Source organism: Desulfosalsimonas sp. (assembly GCF_055149105.1).
On sequence record NZ_JBSRLA010000001.1, the window covers coordinates 96,134 to 115,232 of the forward strand.

Consider the following 19,099-nt stretch of genomic DNA (forward strand, 5'->3'; position numbering starts at 1 on the left):
TTCAATGGCTTGTTTGAAAAAACCGGCTTTTATACCGATTTGGCTACTCCCTGACGTGGCATTCGTTGCAAGCTTTTGGACCGCCCTGCTCTTTGTGGCAGCCAACGCAATTGACGTGAACGGCGGTGTAGTATGAATTCAGTGTCTCTGCGTCAGGTGCGGGGCCCATGAAATCCTTCGGGGTGCCGGCGCCGGTACCGTCGTGGCATTCAAAGCAGCCCTGGACCTCGTCGCCGGCCTGCAGATCCGCCAGGGGTTCGCCGTTTTCATCATGGTGGCATTCGCCGCAGCCAATGCCCAATCCATCCGGATCGGCCTTGAGATGGGCGCCGTGGTCAAACTCGACAATGGGCATGCGGTGCTGCTCAAAGGCCTCTTGATTTTCCATCTTGATTACATCCGGGCAGCTGTCTCCGGTGCCGGCATAAAGGCCTGCAGCCAGAAATACCACGACCATGCATGCAGCTGCTGTCAGGATCGCAAATCGTTTTTTCATTCTGTCCTCCTTGCGCCAAACTGGTTAAAAGCATATTTATGTGGAATCGCCCACCTATAACAATCCGCCAAATTTTCTATTCTTCAGGTATATTTTTATAGCAGCATTTGGCAAGCCTGTCAATTACATTTGATGAAGCATGAAATCGGGCATCAGACATCTTTATTGCCGTCGCTTTTCTGCTCATCCGGGTCTTCTGCCTGTCGGGATCGGCCGAAAACTCGTGCGCCCATAATGCTGATTTCATAAAGCACCATCATGGGGGCGGCAAGCATGATCTGGGTGATAACATCCGGAGGCGTAAGAAGCGCGGCACCGGCAAAAAAGATCAGCAGGGCATATTTCCGGTTTTTTTTCAGAAAAGGCACGGTTACCAGGCCCAGCCGGGCCATAAACGTGATGACAATGGGCAGTTCAAAAACAAACCCAAAGGCCAGCAAAAGCTTTGCGGAAAAGCTCAAATACTCCCGCATGGACGGCAGGGGCCGGATGGTTTCAGAGGCAAAGCCGAGCAGGAATTTGAACCCAAAGGGAAACACCAGGAAATAGCCAAACAGGGCGCCGCCGATAAAAAAAAAGGCAGAGACGAACACGATGGGTATCATCAGCCGCCGCTCGTCTTTATACAGCCCCGGGGCCACAAACATCCAGAACTGGTAGATCACAACAGGGGCGGCCAGCATCAGGCCGGCCAGCAGGGACACTTTCAGGTAAGTGAAAAAGGCTTCCGGAATGCCGGTGAAAATCAGGGTGTCGCCTTGCTCCATGACACGGATCAGGGGCCGGGTCAAAATCTGAAACAGTCTTTCCTTGAAGACGTAGGCGATGACAAAGCCGCCGAATATGGCGACAAAGCACCGGATCAGCCGGTCTCGCAACTCCTCGAGATGCTCGGTTAAAGGCAGTTTTTCTTCTTCATCCATGGCCATGTTCGTTTTTTTGGCTCTGGGTTTGGGCCTCCGGGTCAAAAGAGTGCGAAAATTCGCCGGTATCTGCGTCTTGCCCTGTCCTGTCTGACGGTTTGGTGTCCGGGGCTGCGGTTACGGGTTCCTTTTTTTCAGAATCCGGTGAAAAACTGTCATTCGCAGAAGGTTTGGGGCGGTTCTCTATCTGGTTGACGTCTTTGGCCGCATCCTCGAAAGGTTTTTTAACGTCCTTGAATTCGCTGTCCACCGAATCCTTCAGGTCTTGCGTTGCGTTTTTGAATTCATTGATCGCTTTTCCCAAAGACCGGGCAAGATCCGGCAGTTTTTTGGGCCCGAATACAATCAGGGCCACGGCTAAAATCACGATCAGTTCGGGCATGCCGATACCGAACATGGCAATGTTCTCCTTGTTAAGATAAGATCTTCTATATGAGCCGCTTGGATCTATGTGATGAGATGGGCGGCGATATGTTTGATTTCCGGAAAAATCAATTCATTGCACGCCAGTTTGCAGGCTTCCAGGCTCCCTGGAAGGCAGAATACGGCGGTTTTGCCGATGATACCGGCCGCGGCCCTGGACAGCAATGCTGCGGAATCGACTTTCTCAAAGCTGAGCTGGGTGAAAAGTGTTGAAAACGCGCCCATCTCCTTGTCAAACAAGGGTCTGACAGCTTCAATGGTGACATCGGAAAAACCCATGCCCGTACCCCCGGTCAATATCAGGGCGTGCAAGCCATTACCGGAGACGCTGTGGGCCACTTCCCGGACAATAAGCTCCCGGCTGTCTGAGACAATGCAATAGCGGGCAATCCTGTGGCCTTCTTTTTTGGCCTGCTTTTTTATCCACAGCCCGCTTTTGTCATCATCGGCGGTGCGGGTGGTGGAGACTGTTATCACGCCAATGTCAATGTTTTTTGGTGCGTGGTGAAGATGCTGCTTTCGTCCCATGAGAATTTTTGACCTTATGAAATGCGCCCCCGGCGCGCTATTGTTCGGCAATCAGGTCCACCCGGTCAACACCGTCGTATTCGGTGAGCAAAACATTGACCGCTTCGGTTTTGCGGGTCTGGACAAGCAGACCGGTATAATCGGGCTGAATCGGCAGTTCCCGGTGGCCGCGGTCAATGAGCACGGCCAGTTCTATGCGTTTGGGCCGGCCAAAGTCGATGATCGCATCCAGGGCAGCCCTTATGGTGCGGCCGGTATAAAGAACATCATCCACGAGAATGACCTCCCGGTGATTGACGTCAAAATCAATGCGAGTGGACCGGACCTCGGGCTGATGGTTGATGCCGGTCCAGTCATCCCTGTACAGATTGATGTCCATTTCCCCGGCAGGTATGTCCATGGCAGCCATGTTGGCGATCTGCTGCCGGATCCGCTTTGCCAGAAACACGCCTCTGGAGTGGATCCCCACCAGGGCAAGATTTTTTGCGTCTTTACGGGAACTGAGAATATCTGCAGCCATCCGGTCGAGCGCATCTTTGATGTCTGCTGCCTGATACAGGGTTTTGGCGGTATTGTTCATTGAAGCGTCCTTGTTTTCAGCCGCTGTTTTTCAGCAACCAGAATATGACAGATGGCCATGTACCGGGCCGTCTGCCATAAAACAATTGAAAATAAACGCAGTCTATACTATTGCTGCCCACTAGATCAAGATTTTGTTTTCCTGGAGATAAGATGGATCTTTCCTGCAGCGGGGTGATTCTGGCCGGGGGGCGGAGTTCCCGGTTTAACGGCATCAACAAGGCATTTCTGGATCTGCACGGCCGGCCCGTGATAGAACCGGTGACGGCCCTGCTGGGGCAGATGTTTTCCCGGGTGCTGATCATAACCCATGATCCCCTGGCCTACCTGCCCTGGGATGCCGGCCTGGTGACGGATTTGTTTTCAGCGCGCAGTTCGCTTACCGGCATTCATGCCGGGCTGTTTTATTCCCCGACCCCCTATATTTTCGCTGTTGCCTGTGATACTCCCTTTATTCGGAAATCCGTGGTGGATCTGGTTTTATCCGAACTGGAGCCGGGCGTCGATGCGGTCATGGCCCGGACCCCTGCGGGTTTGGAGCCTCTTTGTGCCGCGTATGCCAGCCAAAGCCTTGCCGTTGTGGAGCGCCATCTGCGGCAGGAAAAATTCAAGATCCGACGGGTGTTTGAAAACCTCCGGGTCAAGGTGATTCCGGCGGAAAAAGTCATGGAGGCTGATCCTGATCTGGATACGTTTTTTAACATCAACACACCGGCGGACCTGGAAACCGCAAGATCCCGCCTGGAAAAACAGAAAAAAGGACCTTAATACAATGGATCAGAACCGGCTTATAAACCAGATCAAGACATCTGCGGATTATGACCGGGTGGGCATGATCCTGACCCACCACGGCGTTGTCCGGGCCACTTCCCGCGACGGCCGCCCCGTGTCCGGGGTGCGGCTGGAAGTCAACCGGGACCGGATCGACGAGATCATTGATACAGAGAAGCAGCAGCCCGGGATTGTGGAAATCCTGGTGGAAATCACGGAAACAACCGAACTGGCGGTGGGTGATGATATCATGCTCATAGCCGTGGCCGGCGATTTCCGGGAAAACGTGCTGGCCTGCATGGCCCGGATGATTGATGCGGTCAAAAAGCGCGTGACCGCCAAAACTGAGTATTTTGAATAAAAACAGCAGGAGGGCGCTATAGATGGCGGAATTTACCCACCTGGATCAGCAGGGACGGGTGCGGATGGTTGATGTGGGCGGAAAGGATGTCTCCAGCCGCCAGGCCGTTGCCCGGGCTGTGGTTTCCATGAAGGCCGACACGTTTGAAAAAATTGTGTCCAATCAGGGCCGCAAGGGCAATGTTCTGGAAACCGCCAGGATCGCCGGGGTCATGGCCGCCAAGCAGACCCATTTGCTCATTCCCATGTGCCATCCCATTTGTATCCGGCACGTGCAGGTGGATTTTTACCCGGACAAGGATGCCGGCTGTTTTGAAATCCGGGCCGCAGTCCGGGCCGATGACCGCACCGGCGTGGAAATGGAGGCCATGACGGCCGCATCTGTTGCCGCACTGACCGTCTATGACATGTGCAAGTCCCATGACCGGGCCATGACCATTTCAGAGGTGTGTCTTGTGGAAAAATCCGGCGGCAAAAGCGGCCATTTTGTCCGCAGTCCCGAATCCCCGCAGGATTCAGGCGCGTGAATTTCCGGGTGTGTGATTTCTGATGCGTATTTCCGTTTCCCTTGAAATTCTGTACCTGGCTGCCGGCATAGCTGCCGGTGCTCTGGCCGTGCTCCTTGTTTTGGGCATTGTCCTGTACAGGCTGCGGGCCCGGCACAATCAGCTATATCGGCAGTACACCCAGTGCCGCACGGAGTTGAGCGCCGCCCGGGAAAAATCAGCCATGCTCGAGCAGGCCCGGGACCGGATGGCGGAAAGTTTCTCCGCACTATCGGCCCGGGCCCTGCAGGAAAACAACCAGGCATTCATGAACTTGGCCAAAACAACGTTTTCCCGGTACTTAGGCGCGGCAAAGACCGACATGGAAGGCCGCAGCAGGGCAGTGGGAGACATGGTCCAGCCCCTGGTCGACACCCTGGAAAAATACGAGAAAAGAGTCCGGGAAATGGAGCAGGCCCGTCAGCAGGCCTACGGCAGCCTCACCGAGCAGGTTTCCTCCATGGCCCGCACCCAGCAGGATCTGCAGCGGGAAACCGGACGCCTGGTCCAGGCCCTGCGCCTGCCTCAGGTCCGGGGCCGCTGGGGGGAGATGACGCTGCGCCGGGTGGCCGAGATTGCGGGCATGCAGGATCATTGCGACTTTTACCAGCAACCCTCTGCTGCCACTGAAGACGGGATGCTGCGGCCGGATATGATTGTCCGGCTGCCGGGGAATCGTCAGGTGGTCGTTGACGCAAAGGTGCCCTTGTCGGCCTACCTCGATTCTCTGGATAACGGTGATGAAGAAGATGTCCAACAACCCCTTGAGCGCCACGCGGGCCAGGTCAAAAGCCACATGAACCGCCTGGCCCAGAAGGCTTACTGGCGGCAGTTTGAGCCCACCCCCGAGTTTGTGGTGCTGTTTATGCCGGGGGAGAATTTCTTCAGCGCAGCCCTGTCCTGCCAGCCCGGCTTAATTGAGGAGGGGGCTGCCAAAGGTGTGATTCTGGCCACACCCACAACCCTGATCACATTGCTCAAAACCGTGGCCTATTCCTGGCGCCAGGAAACGGCGGTGGAAAACGCCAGGGCGGCCATTGATCTGGGAAGTGAACTTTACGGGCGGATTTACTCCATGGTCCGGCATTTCAACCAATTGGGGCGGGACCTGGACAAAAGTGTTTCGGCTTACAACAAGACAGCCGGCGCCCTGGAACGCCGGGTACTGGTATCTGCGCGCCGTTTCCGGGAAATGGGTGTGGTGGAAGATGATCGCAAGGATTTAAACCCGCCAGGGCCGGTGGACAACAAGGCCAGGCAGATGGAAACAGAGAGCGCGGATGAAAATGACACAGATGGGTAATTGGCGGCGATCTGTCCCGGTTTTTGTGTTTCAGCAGCTGACAGCCGCAGTCTTATTTGCCGCCCTGTGGGCGCTGCCGACTCTGGCATGCGCGCAAATGACCGAAGTGCCGGAAGCCAGACATCCCGTGTTTGCCGATGATCTCGACTATTCCGGGCTATTCCGGGCCATCGGGCAAACCATTGCCTATTACGAAAAACTTCCCCCCTCCCGCAGGATGGCTTATGGTCCGGATACTTACGCGGTGGAAGATTTGATCTCAGGATTGCGCAGATTTCAGCAGTTTGTGGAAAAAAAGCCTTCTGCAGGGGCACTAAAGAAATTTTTCCGGAAAAATGCCCGGGTCTATGCCCACATTGAGCAAAGCAAGCCGGTTTCAGTGTTGTTTACAGGCTATTATGAACCCGTGATCCAGGGCAGCAGGAAAAAGACCGGCTTGTTTCAATACCCGGTTTACGGCCGGCCAAAGGATCTGGTTGAGCTGGATCTGTCGGCATTTGATGCCGGATGTGACAGCCGCTCCGCCGTGGGCCGCCTGGCAGAAGGCCGGGTGGTCCCCTATTATGACCGCCGCACCATTGATACAAGCGATGTGCTCCAAGCCAGGGCGGAGGTGATTGCCTGGGTGGCAGATCCGGTAAAGCTGTTTTTCCTGCATGTGCAGGGCTCCGGCCGGATCCGCCTGCAGGACGGGGATATGATTGCCGTGCAGTTTGACATCACAAACGGCCGGCCTTACAAAAGCATCGGCAAGTATTTGATAGATAAAGGAAAAATTGAAAGATCCGAGATGTCCATGCAGGCCATTGCCGCATATCTTGAAAAACACCCCGGGGAGATCCGGGAGGTGTTGTTTTCCAATCCCAGGTACGTGTTTTTCAGAAAAGCCCGGGGCGGCCCGAAAGGTTCCCTGGGCGTGGATCTGACCCCGGGCCGTTCAGTGGCGCTGGACCGTGATGTTTCCCCTGCAGGGGCGCTTTTGTTTATTTGCGCAAAAAAGCCGCCAGATAGAAATGCGGCCGGCCGTAAGCATGACTGGGTGCCTTTTTGCCGCTTTGCCTGCAGCCAGGATACGGGAAGTGCGATTTCCGGCAAAAAGCGCGCAGACCTGTTCTGGGGCTCCGGGGCCGGCGCACGCATGGCCGCAGGTCACATGCAGCACAGGGGACGGATTTATTATCTGGTGATCCTGCCAAAATCCGGATAAAGGCCCGCCTATGGCGCCTGCTTTCGGGTGGCGGTTTCAAATACCATAAGCAGCCCGCCAAGCAATGCCAGCACGCCGCTTGCCGTAAAAAGGGCCGGCGCTCCGATAATCTCGAAAAAAATGCCGTTGACAAAAAAACCGATCATGATGCCCAGGCCGTAGGTGACGGCATTGTTGACCGCCTGGCCCAGGGTTTTGGCCGCTGCCGGGGTCAGTTCGTCGATGTAGAGGATGCTGGCCACGTGAAAGGCCCCGTAGGAAAAGGCGTGGAGCATCTGGGTAACAATAATGAGCCAGGCCGATTGGGCGCCTGCCACCACAAACCATCTCAGACAGGTGAATGCAAACGCGGCAATGAGCACCCGTTCATGGGAAAAGCGCTGGAATATGGGCCTGGAGTAAATCATGATGCCGATTTCGGCAATAACGGCCAGGGCCCAGGCAAAACCGATAAAGGTGCTTGTAAAGCCCAGGTTTTCCAGGTGGATGGAGAAAAAACCATAATATGTGCCGTGGCTGGCCAGCATCAGAAAGGCGGCCATCAGAAAAAAAACCACGCGTTTGTTCCAAAGATAACGGGCGCCTGCGGAAAAATCGAACTTTTTGCCTTTGGCGGTTTGCGGCACCTTGAAGGCCAGGATGGATTGCAGCAAAGAGCCGGTCAGGATCAGGGGGATGATGATTTGCACGGAAAAAATGTCAATGGCCCGGCCCACGCCCGTGACCATAAGGATAAAGCCGATCGACCCCCAGGCCCGCAGGTTGCCGTAGCGGTTTTTCTCCGTATCCAGCAGATCCATTGAAAATGATTCCAGAAAGGAAATCAAGGGCGCGTAAAACACCCCGTAAAAGGCCGTGATTACAAACATGGTCGCAAAATCCGTGAAGACCAGATAAAATGCCCATATGGCTGTGCTGGTAAAATGACAGAAAATAAATATGGGCCGGCGCATGGAAAACCGGTCTGCCAGCGCTGCCCAGATCAGGGGGAAAAGGGCGGTGGTAAGGGTGCGCATGGCCGAAATGGAGCCGATTTCAAACCCGGAAAATCCAAGCCTGTAGCAGTATAGGTTGAAATAGGGCAGATAGATGCCCAGTACCCCGAAGTAAAGAAAATACAAGCTGCTCAGGGTATATTTCAGGGGTATGGGGGATCTCTGCTTTGGAAAAATCATTTGCTTTCAGGCAAAACCGGTGCGTTCTGATCTGGATGGGCATCCGCGGCAGCCGTGGCCTCGCTGTCGAGCATGACAGACAGCCACCTGGCTTCCGGGCTGTTTTCCAGGGCGATTTTAAAAATCATGGTCAGGGGCACAGACAGCAGCATTCCCACCGGGCCCAGAACCCAGCCCCAGAACACCAGGGAGAGAAACGCCACCAGGGTGGAAAGGCCCAGGCCGCTTCCCATAAACCGGGGTTCAAGAAGGTTTCCGATAACCACGTTGACCGCCACAAAACCCAGGGCGCAAAGGGTCGCCGGCCAGACGCCCAGCTGGGCCAGGGCCAGCAGAATGGGGGGAACAGCTGCGATAATGGAGCCAATATTGGGCACATAGTTGAGCAGAAACGCCAGAAGGCCCCAGAGAAAGGCAAAGTCCAGGCCCAGTACAGACAGCCAGATCCAGATGAAAATGCCGGTAGCCAGGCTGAAAAGGGTCTTTAAGGCCAGGTAGCGGTTGACGCTTTTGGTAAACCGGCTGAAGTTGGCCAGGGATTTTTCCGGATCCTTGAATGCGGAGCGGATTTTTTCCGGAAAACGGGCGGCTTCCAAAAGGATGAAAATCACGGTCAACAGAATTAAAAACGCGTTGGTCAGCGCCCCGCTCAGACCGGTCAGTGTGCGGGAGACCATTTGCATGGCCATTCCCGGATCCAGGTATTCCCGAAACATCTGTTCGGAAACCACAATGCCCCGGTCATTTAACCAGGATATGAGTTTTGAGGATTCGGCCAGCAGGCGTTTCTGGTATATGGGAAGGGTGGTTGTGAACTCACCCACAGAACCGCCCACAAACTGGATCAAAAGCGTGCCCAGGGCAATGATAATGGCCATGATCAGGCCGATGGCCGCAATTTTGGGCAGTCTTTTTTTCTGAAGCCAGAACAGCAGGGGCGTAAAAATGATGGCAATGAATACCGAGAGCAGAAACGGCACAAGGATGCCGGCAGCCGCGCGCATTCCCGCCACGATCACCACAAAGCAGGCCGCGCCGATCATAAAACGGATTTCCCGTGAAAGCGCCGATTGGATTTCCATTATAACGTTTGTCTCCGGATCAGGGGGTTGTCCAAGTGCCCAGGATATACCGATTCCTATCAGAAACCCGGCCGCCCGGCAAGCCCTGTATCCGGCTTTTGTCCGGCAGGCCTTGACATTGCCTCCGGGATTCCGTATTACCCATGGAAAAGGTTTGTTAAAGCGTTTTGCATTATCTGCTGATGAAAGGAAACACGATATGCTACAATATCGGATATTGCAGGCTGCATTGATTGCCCTTCTATCAGCAGCCCTTTGCATGCCGGCAGCAGTGCCGGCCCAGGAAAATGCCCCCCGGGCAGTGGTGGAAAATGCCGTCCATGACTGGGGCGCGGTTTATGCCGGTGAAAAGATCATTTATTCCTTTGTTATCGCCAATCCGGGGGATGCGCCCCTGGAGATCGGGTCCGTGCGCACCGGGTGAGGGTGTGCCACGGTCGAAAAACCCGACCGCATCCTTCCCGGCGAGGAGGGAAAATTAAAAGTGCGGGTAACCACAAGCTCCGGCAATGCCGGCCATGATCTGAGCAAAACCATAAAGGTGGATACCAGTGATCCGGAAAACCCGCAGCTTGAGTTAAAGATTTACGGCAAAGTAAAGCCTTATGTCACGGTCTCCCCCCGCAGGGTGATTTTAAAGGGGCGGCAGGGGGAGAGCATTGCCCAAACAGTTAAAATTTTTCCGGAAACCGACGAAGGCCTCAACATTACCGGGCTTTCCGCAGCCCGGGGGGTGGATATCGACTATAGGCTCAGCCAGATCCGGGAAAACGGGAAAAACGGCTACGCCCTGCACGTGGAAAACCAGCGGGATAAACCCGGCCGGTTTTATGATACTGTCTTTCTTAAAACAGACAGTGACGTGGCCGGCACCATTTCCATTGTGGTCTCGGGTCTGCTCCGGCCCGCGGGCCCGGGAAAGACCAAACAGTAAGGTTAGGGTATGACAGCATTAAAGGTTGCGGCCTTTGACTGCGACGGGGTCATGTTTGACACTGAAGCGGCCAACCAGGCCTATTACAACGATATCCTGGCTCATTTTTCCAAACCGCCCATGACCGATGCGCAGTTTGCCTACTGCCAGATGCACACCGCAGACCAGGCCATAGCCCATCTTTTCCCGGATGCCGATGAATTTGCCGCAGCCCAGGCCTTTCGCAGAAAAAGGGGCTACGGCCCTTATATCCGTTACATGAAAATGGCCCCGGACTTAAAGGATGTGCTTTGCTGGTGCAGAAACGGTCTGAAAACCGCTGTGGCCACCAACCGCTCGGATACCATGAACCGGGTTCTGGAAGAACACGGGCTGGAGAATTGTTTTGACCTGGTGGTCACGGCCATGGACGTGGCCAACCCAAAACCGCACCCGGAGCAGCTGTATGCCATCATGGCCCGTTTCCGGGCCGGCCCCCGGGAGGTGCTCTACATCGGAGATTCGCAACTGGATCAATACGCGGCCGAAGCCGCGGGCGTGGTGTTTGTCGCCTGCGGCAATCCCGGGCTTTGTGCGGACTACTACATTGACCAGTTATCAGAGATCAAATCCATCATAGCCGGCCGGCAGCAATAACCCGGCAAAAAAGATCCGGATACAGCCCATGAGCGATGAACAACGAATTTATCTGGTCGACGGCAGCACCTACATTCACCGGGCCTATCACGCCATCCGGTCCCTTTCCACCTCCAGGGGATTTCCCACCAACGCGGCCTACGGGTTTGCCCGGATGCTGATCAAGCTCATCCATGACCGGGACCCCAAATATGTGGCCATGGTTTTTGACAGCCGGAAGCCCACGTTCCGCCATGAACTCTATCCGGACTACAAGGGCCACCGGCCTGAGATGCCCGAAGACCTGGCCATGCAGATCCCGGTGATCCACGAGATCACCGGGGGCTTTAACGTCCCGGTTTTTCTTATGGACGGCTATGAAGCAGATGATCTTATCGGGACCCTGGCCCGCCAGGCAGAGGCGGCGGGATTTGAAGTGGTCATGGTCACCGGGGATAAGGACATGATCCAGTTGATCACCGACAAGGTCACCATGTGGGACCCCATGAAGGACCAGGTCACGGACAGGGACCGCGTACTGGCTGAAAAGGGCGTGGAACCGCACCAGATGCTCGATATTCAGGGCCTTTCCGGAGATTCTTCCGATAATATTCCGGGCGTGCCCGGCATCGGGCCCAAGACTGCCGCCACTCTGGTGCAGACCTACGGGGGCATGGACGAGCTCTATGCCCGCATAGATGAGATCCGTGCGGGCAAGCAGCGGGAGAAACTCGAACAATTCCGGGATCAGGCGTTTTTGAGCCGGAAACTGGCAAAAATTGTCACAAATGCGCCCGTCGCTTTCAACCCCAAAGATCTGGCCAAAAAAGCCCCGGATGCCAATCATCTGGCCCGGCTGTTTCGGGACCTGGAGTTTCGAAAGCTCCAGGAGGACTATCCCGTGGTCTCGGATCTGTCGGCCAAGGATTATCGTGTGGTGCGCGATGCCGCCGGCCTTGAGGTCCTTGCGGAAAAACTGGAAAAAAGCCCCTTTTTTGCCATTGACACGGAAACCACTTCAACCGAAGCGGTGCGCGCCGAATTGGTGGGCATTTCCGTGGCCATGGAAACCGACTGCGCCTATTACATCCCATGCGGCCACACAGGCCCGGATGCCGCACCCCAGCTTTCAAAAGCCGAGGTCTTAAAAAGGCTCGCCCCGGTGCTGGAAAACCCGGAAATCGGAAAGATCGGCCAGAACATCAAGTATGACTGGACGGTTCTGCGCCGCAGCGGGGCGAATCTGGAAGGCGTAATCTTTGACACCATGCTGGCCTCCTATCTGATCAACCCGGAAAAGCGGGCTCATGGATTAAACCAGATTGCCATGGATTATCTGGATCACCGGATGATCACCTATGACGAAGTTGTCTCAGCCCAGGGGGGCAGGCTTGAAAGCTTTGCCCAGGTGCCCGTGGAAAAGGCGGTGACCTATGCGTGCGAGGATGCAGACATCACCCTGGCCGCTTATTTCAAGCTTTCTCCAATGCTTGACTCCGCGGGCCTGTCTGAACTTTTGTCCGGCATTGAACTGCCGCTGGTGCCGGTGCTGGTGAAAATGGAGGAAACCGGTATCCGGGTGGACAAAGACCGGCTGCAGGCCATGTCCGGGGACCTGGCCCAAGAGCTTGAGCGCATTGAAGCCGATATTTACACCCTGGCCGGTGAAGAATTCAACATCAATTCCTCTCAGCAGCTTGGCCGTATTCTTTTTGACAAGCTCAATCTGCCCACACAGAAAAAAACAAAGAAAAAAACCGGCTATTCCACGGATGTGGAGGTGCTCACCGCCCTGTGCCGGCACCATGAACTGCCGGAGCTGGTGCTGCACCACCGGATGCTGGCCAAGCTCAAGTCCACATACGTGGATGCGCTTTTCGGGCTGATCAACCCGGCAACCGGCCGGATTCATACCTCTTTTAACCAGACGATAACGGCCACGGGCCGGCTGAGCAGTTCCAATCCCAATCTGCAAAACATTCCCATCCGCACTGAGGCGGGCCGGGATGTGCGCCGGGCGTTTATTCCCAAACAGGGCTGGCATTTTGTGGCAGCCGATTATTCCCAGATCGAGCTTCGCCTGCTGGCCCATTACTCAGGCGATGAAATTCTGATTTCCGCTTTTGCCAATGATGAAGACATCCACGCCCGGACCGCGGCCGAAGTGTTTTTCACGGATCGGCAAAACGTGACCCCGGAACTGCGCCAGCAGGCCAAGACCATCAATTTCGGCATCATTTACGGTATGGGTGCCTATTCCCTGTCCAGGGAGCTGGGGATCACCCGGAAAATGGCGCAAACCTATATTGATCATTATTTTGAGCGCTACGCCGGGGTAAAAAGGTTCATTGACCAGACCATTGAAGATGCCCGCCAAACCGGGCGGGTTTCCACGCGATTCGGGCGGATCCGCCATATTCCCGACATTAACAGCAAAAACGCCAATATGCGCGGTATGGCCGAGCGCGCAGCCATCAACACCCCCATCCAGGGCACAGCGGCCGATCTTTTGAAGCTGGCCATGATACAAGTGGATGCGGATCTTTCAAAACAGGGGCTGCAAACGGCCATGCTGCTGACCGTGCATGACGAACTGGTATTTGAGGTTCCGGAAGAGGAGTTGGAAACGGTTCAGCAGCGGGTCCGGCAGATCATGGAAAATATCGCCGAACTTTCCGTGCCTTTAAAGGTCAACATGGCCGTGGGCGGCAACTGGGCCGCGGCCCACTGATCCACCCGGGCAAAGCTTCATCAATACCCTCCGGGCAGGCGTGCGGGCGCGGATTATTCAGACCGGGATTGATCGGGTTTTTCCGAAGGGGTCTCGCGCACGGATTTTTCCACGGTCCTGTAGATATTGCGGAAATGGTCATGGAAACTCGAAGGGGAAACCGTTCCCACCTCTATGAATTTAACCACAATTTCCTTGACGGTCTTTAAGATCAATTCGTCCTGTTTCATGATTTGGCCTTGTTCAACGGGGTTTGGAGATACGGAATTTAACAACTGTCTTCATACCAGAAAAGACCTTGCCGTGCAATTGCTTGACAGGCCGGACCGCCTGGATTATTAATAAAGTTCTTGTGATTTAAGCCAATTGGATAAATGTTGGAAAAAACGGCCCGCCGGCTTTCAAAAATCCATGAAAATCCAGCCGGCCCGGTTAAAGCAGGTAACAGACAATGAAAAACATGAGTAAAATCGGAAGAAACGACCCGTGTCCCTGCGGCAGCGGGAAAAAATACAAGAAATGCTGCATGGGCAAACAAAATGCCAATCCCGTTGATATCGGCAAATGGTACCGTCAGAAATACAACATCGAGCTCAAGCAGGCAGCAGATATTGAGGCCATCCGCGCTGCCGGCCGGCTGGTGATCGAGGGGCTGGATCTTGTGGCCGGCAAGCTTGCGGCCGGCATGACCACTGAAGAGATCAACACCCTTGTCCACGAACATGCCATGGCCAACAATGCCGTACCCGCCCCGCTCAATTACCGGGGCTTTCCCAAGAGTGTTTGCACATCGGTCAACGAGGTGATCTGCCACGGCATTCCCGGCGATTACGTGTTAAAGGACGGCGATATCATCAATGTGGATATCACCCATATTTATAACGGCTATTACGCGGATGCCAGCAAAACATTTTTTGTGGGCACTCCGTCACCGGATGCGGAAAAGATTGTGAACGTGGCCGCCGGCAGCCTCAAAGCCGCCATGGAAATGCTGACCCCTGACCGTACCATCGGCGATATCGGATGGGCCGTCCAGCGCTATGCCGAGGGCCGGGGCTGCTCCGTGGTAAGGGAGTTTGTGGGCCACGGCGTGGGTTTTGATTTTCATGAACCGCCCCAGGTGCCCCATTACGGCAAAAAAGGCCAGGGCGTGGTGCTGGTGCCGGGGATGGTCTTTACTGTGGAGCCCATGATCAACCTGGGTACGGCCAAGCTGTTTGTGGAAGATGACGGGTGGACCGCAGTGACCGCGGACCGCAAACTGTCGGCCCAGTTTGAGCAGACCTTTGTGATCACGGAAGACGGGTTTGAAAGTCTTACGCCGTATCCCCTGTGATCGGCTCTGCGCCCGCCGGAAACAATGCCCGTAAAAGTGAGAAAATAAGATTGTAAGGCGCCAATGAGCACTGAATCCAGACAATCAGAGCCCAATATGGCCAACATGCCCGCGCTAAACGATGCAGAGGGCGACCGTGTTCCGCATGAAGCGGGCTTTGTGATCGATGCCCATGTGCACGTGTTTCCCAGGGCCATTTTTTCGGCCATCTGGAAATGGTTTGACGCCCATGCCTGGCCCATACGCTACCGGCTCGATGCCCGGGCGGTGATTGACTTTCTGCTGGCCCGGAAAGTGGGCCATGTGGTGGCCCTGCAGTATGCGCACAAGCCCGGCATTGCAGAGCAGTTAAACAGCTTCATGGCAGAGATCTGCCGGGATTATCCGGGCCGCGTCACCGGTCTGGCCTCGGTTTTTCCCGGAGAGCCGGATGCCGCCGGGATCCTGGAAAAAGCCTTTGATTCCGGCCTGGCCGGGGTCAAGCTGCATGCCCATGTCCAGTGCTTTGACTTAAACAGCCCGGAAATGGATGAAATCTGCCGGGTTTGCAGCCGGGCCAAAAAGCCCCTGCTCATCCATGCCGGAAGGGAACCCAAAAGTCCGGCTTATGCCTGTGATCCTTATGAAATCTGTGCGGTGGAAAAAATCGAGCGCATGCTTGATAACCATCAGGATCTCAGGCTTTGCGTGCCCCATCTCGGGGCTGACGAGTTTTCCGCCTATGCCCGGCTCATTGAATCCAGTGACCGGCTCTGGCTGGACACGGCCATGGCGGTTACCGATTATCTGCCCATAGACAACCCGGTAAGGCTTTCGGAGATGCGCGCAGACAGGGTTTTGTACGGGTCGGATTTTCCCAACATTCCCTATGCCTGGGACCGGGAGCTAAGAGAGCTGGCGCAAGCCGGGTTTTCCCGGGATTTTCTGGACCGGCTCATGTGGCAAAACGCCCGGGATCTTTTTGACATTTCTTTAAATCCCAATGAACCAGAGGCTTATGAAACAATCGCCTGACAAGGTGGTTTACGGCAGCCGCAGCGAAGTGACAGGCGGCGGGTTTTATTTTGCCTGTCACCCCGGGGTGCCCTGCTTTACCCGCTGCTGCCGGAACCCGGACATGTATTTGTATCCCTATGACATCATCCGGCTCAAATCCCGGCTGGAAATGGATTCGGAAACCTTTCTTGACACCCATACCTATACGGCCGTGCGCGACAATCCCTGGTTTCCGCACGTGATGCTCAAAATGAGCCAGAACCAGGGCCGGCCGTGTTCCTTTTTAACCGATCAGGGATGCACGGTCTATGAGGACCGGCCCTTTTCATGCCGGGCCTACCCCATAGAACCTGCCCTGTCCAGGAACATGGAGGACAGCCGGCCGGATCGGTATTTTGTCATGCGCCATCCTTACTGCAAGGGCCATGAGCAGGAGCAGTACCAGAGCGTGGAGCAGTGGATCGCAGGCCAGGAGCTGGGGCCTTTTATTGAGCACAACCGCCGCTGGGCGGCCATTGATGCTTTGCTGCGCGCCAATCCCTGGGGGCCCAAAGGCATGGAGAATCCGGCCGTGAAAATGGTTTTCATGGCCGCCTTTAACCCGGACCGGTTCAGGGAGTTTGTGTTTTCCAGCTCGTTTTTAACGCGATTTGAGATCCCCGCCGGCCGGAAGGCTGCAGTTGAAGCCAGGGATACGGATCTGATGGTGCTGGGATTTGACTGGATCGAGTTTTTGCTGACCGGGAAAGGCCCCCTGGCAGAAGCAAAGACCGGGTAGGCGGTTTTTGCCACTTATTGTTTCGACGGTTTTTCGGCATCCAGCAAAGCCCGGACCTTTCTGAGCAGTTCATCAGTTGTAAAGGGCTTTTGGAGAAGCTGCATGCCCTCGTGGAGTACGAAATTGGTGTGAATGGCGTTGCCGCTGTATCCGCTGGAAAAAAGCACCCGGATGTCCGGGTTGAATGCCTTGATGGCGTCATGGACCTGCCGGCCGTCTTTTGCGGGCATGACCACGTCAAGAACCGCCAGATCAATTTTGTCTCGGTTTTGGGTAAACAATTCAATGGCCGTCTCACCGTCTCTTGCGCAAAAAACATTGTAGCCGGCCCGGCTTAGCACGGTTTGCATCAAATCGCAGACCATTTCATCGTCTTCTGCCACCAGGATGGTTTCGGTTCCGCCCTTGACCCGTCCCTGGAGGTTGACTTCCACTTCCGTGGCCCGTCTTTGGGTTACCGGCAGATAGATTTTAAACATGGTGCCCTTGTCCGGCTCGGAGTAGACATTGATCATGCCCTGGTGCTGGCGGATAATGCCGTAAGCTGTGGACAGGCCCAGACCGTTGTTTTTCTCCCGTGGTTTGGTGTTAAAAAAAGGTTCAAAACTCCTGGCGGCTGTTGGGGCGTCCATGCCGCAGCCCGTGTCAGTGACGCTGATAAGGGCAAACCGTCCCGGTTCGGCCCATTCATGGGTCCGGCAGTACTGGCCGTTGATGAGCACATTTTCGGTTTCAACAGTCACGGTGCCGCCTTCGGGCATGGCATCTTTGGCATTGAGGCATAAATTGAGCAGCACCTGCTGGATATGGGCGGTGTCAACGCGCACCCGCCCCACGTGCCGCCCGGGAATAAAATCGATTTCGATTTTTTCCCCGATCAGACTCCGCAGCATGGATATGGTTTTGTCAATGAGTTCGTTGACCTCCATATCTTTCATCTGCATGACCTGTTTTCTGCTGAATGCCAGCAGGTGGCGGACCAGGTCCGCGGCCCGGCTGCCGGCGGCGCTGATTTCATTTAAACACGCCCGGGCTTGGTGGTCCTGGGGCAGTTCGTCTGCCATCAGGTCGGCATACCCGTTGATGATCTGGAGCAGATTGTTAAATTCGTGGGCGATTCCGCCGGAAAGCTTGCCCACGGCCTCCAGCTTCTGGCTGTGCCGGAGCCGTTCTTCCAGCTTTTTGCGCTCTTTTGCGGCCTGCTTCTGAGCTGTGATGTCCATGCCGGTAAAACTCAGGCCAAGGGAGAGGTTCTGCGGGTCTATGGGGGCGGATCTCAGGGAAATTTCCAAATTCCGGCCATCTTTGGTCTGCCATCTGCTTTCCACCGTGCCCAGGCCCTTTTGCGCAATCTGCTCCTGTATCTCCCGGGCCACCCGGTCGTAATCGTCTTTTGTCGGATACAGAATGCGGGCGCTTTTTCCCACCAGTTCATCCCGCCGGTATCCGGTCATCTCGCAGAGCCTTTGATTGACGTCGCGGATGATCCGGTCCCGGACAACTTTGTTTTCCATCAGGGGTTCCACAAAGCCCAGGGCAATGGGAGATGTGTGAAACAGGCTGCTCAGCTGTGCTTTTTGCTCAGCAATTTCGGTCATGGCCTGGTTTAGCTGCTGGGTTTCCTCCACGCACATGAGTATGTGCGGATCGGCGGGGTTTTCTGTATTGTTGATGCACATGGCGGAGACAAAAACCGTGCAGCCAAACCGGATCTCTCCGGATTGCTTGTTAAGGTGGGCTTTGCGGCGGTGGCAGGCGGCCTGGCGCTCCATGGCTTCTCTGATGGCCCGGTTGATTTCGCATTGCTCGCAGGCAGGGGTGTTTCCGCACCCCTCCGGATAATCTTCAGCATTACAGCAGCACAAAACCTCGCCCGGCGGCTTCCCGGCCATGTCGTTTAAAGGCGAGCCGGATTCCGGGTTTTCGGGAATGATCAGCTTCTGTACCCGCCGCTGGCTGTCGATGAGCAAAACAAGCAGATTCGTGTTTTCGGCAATGTCGGGAAGGGACAATTTGCGGTCACGGGACGGTTTCATGGACCTCCTCTGGCATTGCCATGTTTATCGCCTATTTGGGTATATGAGCCTGCGGGTGGCAGAAAGGCGAACATTTTCTGCCGAAGTTTATTTTTTGAGATAACCCCCAGAAATAATTTTACTTTAAAACTGCATCAAAGGTCAAAATCTTTTTATTGGATTCTGTGTTTCTTATCCCTTGCTGATGGTTTCGTAAAAAGCTTTTTACCGCGTCCGCTGTTGTTGCAGGAAGGAAGCCCTGCGGCCGGGGTCAGTTTTTTCGCTCCTGACCGTTTACGGAT

The 19,099-nt window shown here is 55.1% G+C and carries 21 protein-coding genes; 12 read left to right on the plus strand and 9 right to left on the minus strand.

What is annotated here, in order from left to right:
• Nucleotides 1-43: 43 nt before the first annotated feature.
• The 5 genes from ACTCIA_RS00445 to pyrR all read right to left on the minus strand — a co-directional run bounded on the left by ACTCIA_RS00445 (nt 44) and on the right by pyrR (nt 2,950).
• The gene (locus ACTCIA_RS00445) at nt 44-496 is read right to left on the minus strand and encodes a cytochrome c3 family protein (protein WP_462999834.1); all 453 of its coding nucleotides are present in this window, start codon (nt 494-496) and stop codon (nt 44-46) included.
• Nucleotides 497-648: 152 nt separating this feature from the next.
• Nucleotides 649-1,419 carry a twin-arginine translocase subunit TatC gene (tatC, locus tag ACTCIA_RS00450; protein ID WP_462999835.1) on the minus strand — a complete coding sequence of 257 codons (771 nt, stop codon included), beginning with the start codon at nt 1,417-1,419 and terminating at the stop codon, nt 649-651.
• Nucleotides 1,412-1,816 (minus strand): twin-arginine translocase TatA/TatE family subunit, encoded by a 405-nt coding sequence (locus tag ACTCIA_RS00455; protein ID WP_462999836.1) that lies wholly within the window; start codon nt 1,814-1,816, stop codon nt 1,412-1,414. Before ACTCIA_RS00455 ends, tatC begins: the two co-directional genes overlap by 8 nt.
• Before the next feature lie 50 nt (nt 1,817-1,866).
• Nucleotides 1,867-2,370, minus strand: coding sequence for a MogA/MoaB family molybdenum cofactor biosynthesis protein (locus tag ACTCIA_RS00460; protein ID WP_462999837.1), 504 nt, complete (start codon nt 2,368-2,370; stop codon nt 1,867-1,869).
• Between the two features lie 37 nt (nt 2,371-2,407).
• A complete protein-coding gene (gene pyrR / locus ACTCIA_RS00465) occupies nt 2,408-2,950 on the minus strand; it encodes a bifunctional pyr operon transcriptional regulator/uracil phosphoribosyltransferase PyrR (RefSeq protein ID WP_462999838.1) in 543 nt (180 codons plus the stop codon).
• Between the two features lie 152 nt (nt 2,951-3,102).
• Between pyrR and mobA the strand changes: the two genes are divergently transcribed.
• From mobA to mltA, 5 genes are read left to right on the plus strand one after another with little or no spacing between them, the layout of a single operon-like run.
• On the plus strand, nt 3,103-3,717 hold the full coding sequence (gene mobA, locus ACTCIA_RS00470; protein WP_462999839.1) for a molybdenum cofactor guanylyltransferase: 615 nt from the start codon (nt 3,103-3,105) through the stop codon (nt 3,715-3,717).
• A 4-nt stretch (nt 3,718-3,721) separates the two neighbouring features.
• The gene (locus tag ACTCIA_RS00475) at nt 3,722-4,081 is read left to right on the plus strand and encodes a molybdenum cofactor biosynthesis protein MoaE (RefSeq protein WP_462999840.1); all 360 of its coding nucleotides are present in this window, start codon (nt 3,722-3,724) and stop codon (nt 4,079-4,081) included.
• Nucleotides 4,082-4,103: 22 nt separating this feature from the next.
• Entirely contained in the window at nt 4,104-4,607 is a 504-nt protein-coding gene (gene moaC / locus ACTCIA_RS00480) for a cyclic pyranopterin monophosphate synthase MoaC (protein ID WP_462999841.1), read from the plus strand.
• Between the two features lie 22 nt (nt 4,608-4,629).
• Entirely contained in the window at nt 4,630-5,928 is a 1,299-nt protein-coding gene (locus ACTCIA_RS00485; protein ID WP_462999842.1) for a DNA recombination protein RmuC, read from the plus strand.
• The gene (mltA, locus tag ACTCIA_RS00490; protein WP_462999843.1) at nt 5,912-7,135 is read left to right on the plus strand and encodes a murein transglycosylase A; all 1,224 of its coding nucleotides are present in this window, start codon (nt 5,912-5,914) and stop codon (nt 7,133-7,135) included. Before ACTCIA_RS00485 ends, mltA begins: the two co-directional genes overlap by 17 nt.
• Before the next feature lie 8 nt (nt 7,136-7,143).
• On the opposite strand, the gene ACTCIA_RS00495 is transcribed toward mltA, so the two are convergent.
• Both ACTCIA_RS00495 and ACTCIA_RS00500 read right to left on the minus strand, forming a co-directional pair.
• Nucleotides 7,144-8,310, minus strand: a complete 1,167-nt coding sequence (locus tag ACTCIA_RS00495; protein WP_462999844.1) for an MFS transporter — start codon at nt 8,308-8,310, stop codon at nt 7,144-7,146.
• A complete protein-coding gene (locus ACTCIA_RS00500) occupies nt 8,307-9,392 on the minus strand; it encodes an AI-2E family transporter (RefSeq protein ID WP_462999845.1) in 1,086 nt (361 codons plus the stop codon). Before ACTCIA_RS00500 ends, ACTCIA_RS00495 begins: the two co-directional genes overlap by 4 nt.
• A gap of 199 nt (nt 9,393-9,591) precedes the next feature.
• Between ACTCIA_RS00500 and ACTCIA_RS00505 the strand changes: the two genes are divergently transcribed.
• Genes ACTCIA_RS00505 through polA form a run of 4 tightly spaced genes read left to right on the plus strand, consistent with a single transcriptional unit; the run spans nt 9,592 to nt 13,672 of the window.
• On the plus strand, nt 9,592-9,816 hold the full coding sequence (locus ACTCIA_RS00505; protein ID WP_462999846.1) for a hypothetical protein: 225 nt from the start codon (nt 9,592-9,594) through the stop codon (nt 9,814-9,816).
• 60 nt (nt 9,817-9,876) lie between these two features.
• Nucleotides 9,877-10,326 carry a hypothetical protein gene (locus ACTCIA_RS00510; protein ID WP_462999847.1) on the plus strand — a complete coding sequence of 150 codons (450 nt, stop codon included), beginning with the start codon at nt 9,877-9,879 and terminating at the stop codon, nt 10,324-10,326.
• 9 nt (nt 10,327-10,335) lie between these two features.
• Nucleotides 10,336-10,962 (plus strand): HAD family hydrolase, encoded by a 627-nt coding sequence (locus ACTCIA_RS00515; RefSeq protein ID WP_462999848.1) that lies wholly within the window; start codon nt 10,336-10,338, stop codon nt 10,960-10,962.
• A 28-nt stretch (nt 10,963-10,990) separates the two neighbouring features.
• Nucleotides 10,991-13,672 carry a DNA polymerase I gene (gene polA / locus ACTCIA_RS00520; protein ID WP_462999849.1) on the plus strand — a complete coding sequence of 894 codons (2,682 nt, stop codon included), beginning with the start codon at nt 10,991-10,993 and terminating at the stop codon, nt 13,670-13,672.
• A 53-nt stretch (nt 13,673-13,725) separates the two neighbouring features.
• Here the strand turns inward: polA and ACTCIA_RS00525 are convergent, their stop codons facing one another.
• Complete coding sequence (locus tag ACTCIA_RS00525) at nt 13,726-13,902, minus strand: hypothetical protein (RefSeq protein WP_410267926.1); 177 nt, start codon at nt 13,900-13,902, stop codon at nt 13,726-13,728.
• A 221-nt stretch (nt 13,903-14,123) separates the two neighbouring features.
• Here ACTCIA_RS00525 and map point away from each other — a divergent pair, with 221 nt between their 5' ends.
• The 3 genes from map to ACTCIA_RS00540 all read left to right on the plus strand — a co-directional run bounded on the left by map (nt 14,124) and on the right by ACTCIA_RS00540 (nt 16,782).
• Nucleotides 14,124-15,008: a type I methionyl aminopeptidase gene (gene map / locus ACTCIA_RS00530; protein ID WP_462999850.1), complete on the plus strand. Its 885-nt coding sequence runs from the start codon at nt 14,124-14,126 to the stop codon at nt 15,006-15,008.
• A 63-nt stretch (nt 15,009-15,071) separates the two neighbouring features.
• Complete coding sequence (locus tag ACTCIA_RS00535; protein ID WP_462999851.1) at nt 15,072-16,022, plus strand: amidohydrolase family protein; 951 nt, start codon at nt 15,072-15,074, stop codon at nt 16,020-16,022.
• Nucleotides 16,006-16,782 carry a YkgJ family cysteine cluster protein gene (locus ACTCIA_RS00540; protein WP_462999852.1) on the plus strand — a complete coding sequence of 259 codons (777 nt, stop codon included), beginning with the start codon at nt 16,006-16,008 and terminating at the stop codon, nt 16,780-16,782. The genes ACTCIA_RS00535 and ACTCIA_RS00540 overlap by 17 nt, the downstream gene beginning before the upstream one ends.
• 14 nt (nt 16,783-16,796) lie before the next feature.
• On the opposite strand, the gene ACTCIA_RS00545 is transcribed toward ACTCIA_RS00540, so the two are convergent.
• A complete protein-coding gene (locus tag ACTCIA_RS00545) occupies nt 16,797-18,818 on the minus strand; it encodes an ATP-binding protein (RefSeq protein ID WP_462999853.1) in 2,022 nt (673 codons plus the stop codon).
• Between the last annotated feature and the right edge of the window lie 281 nt (nt 18,819-19,099).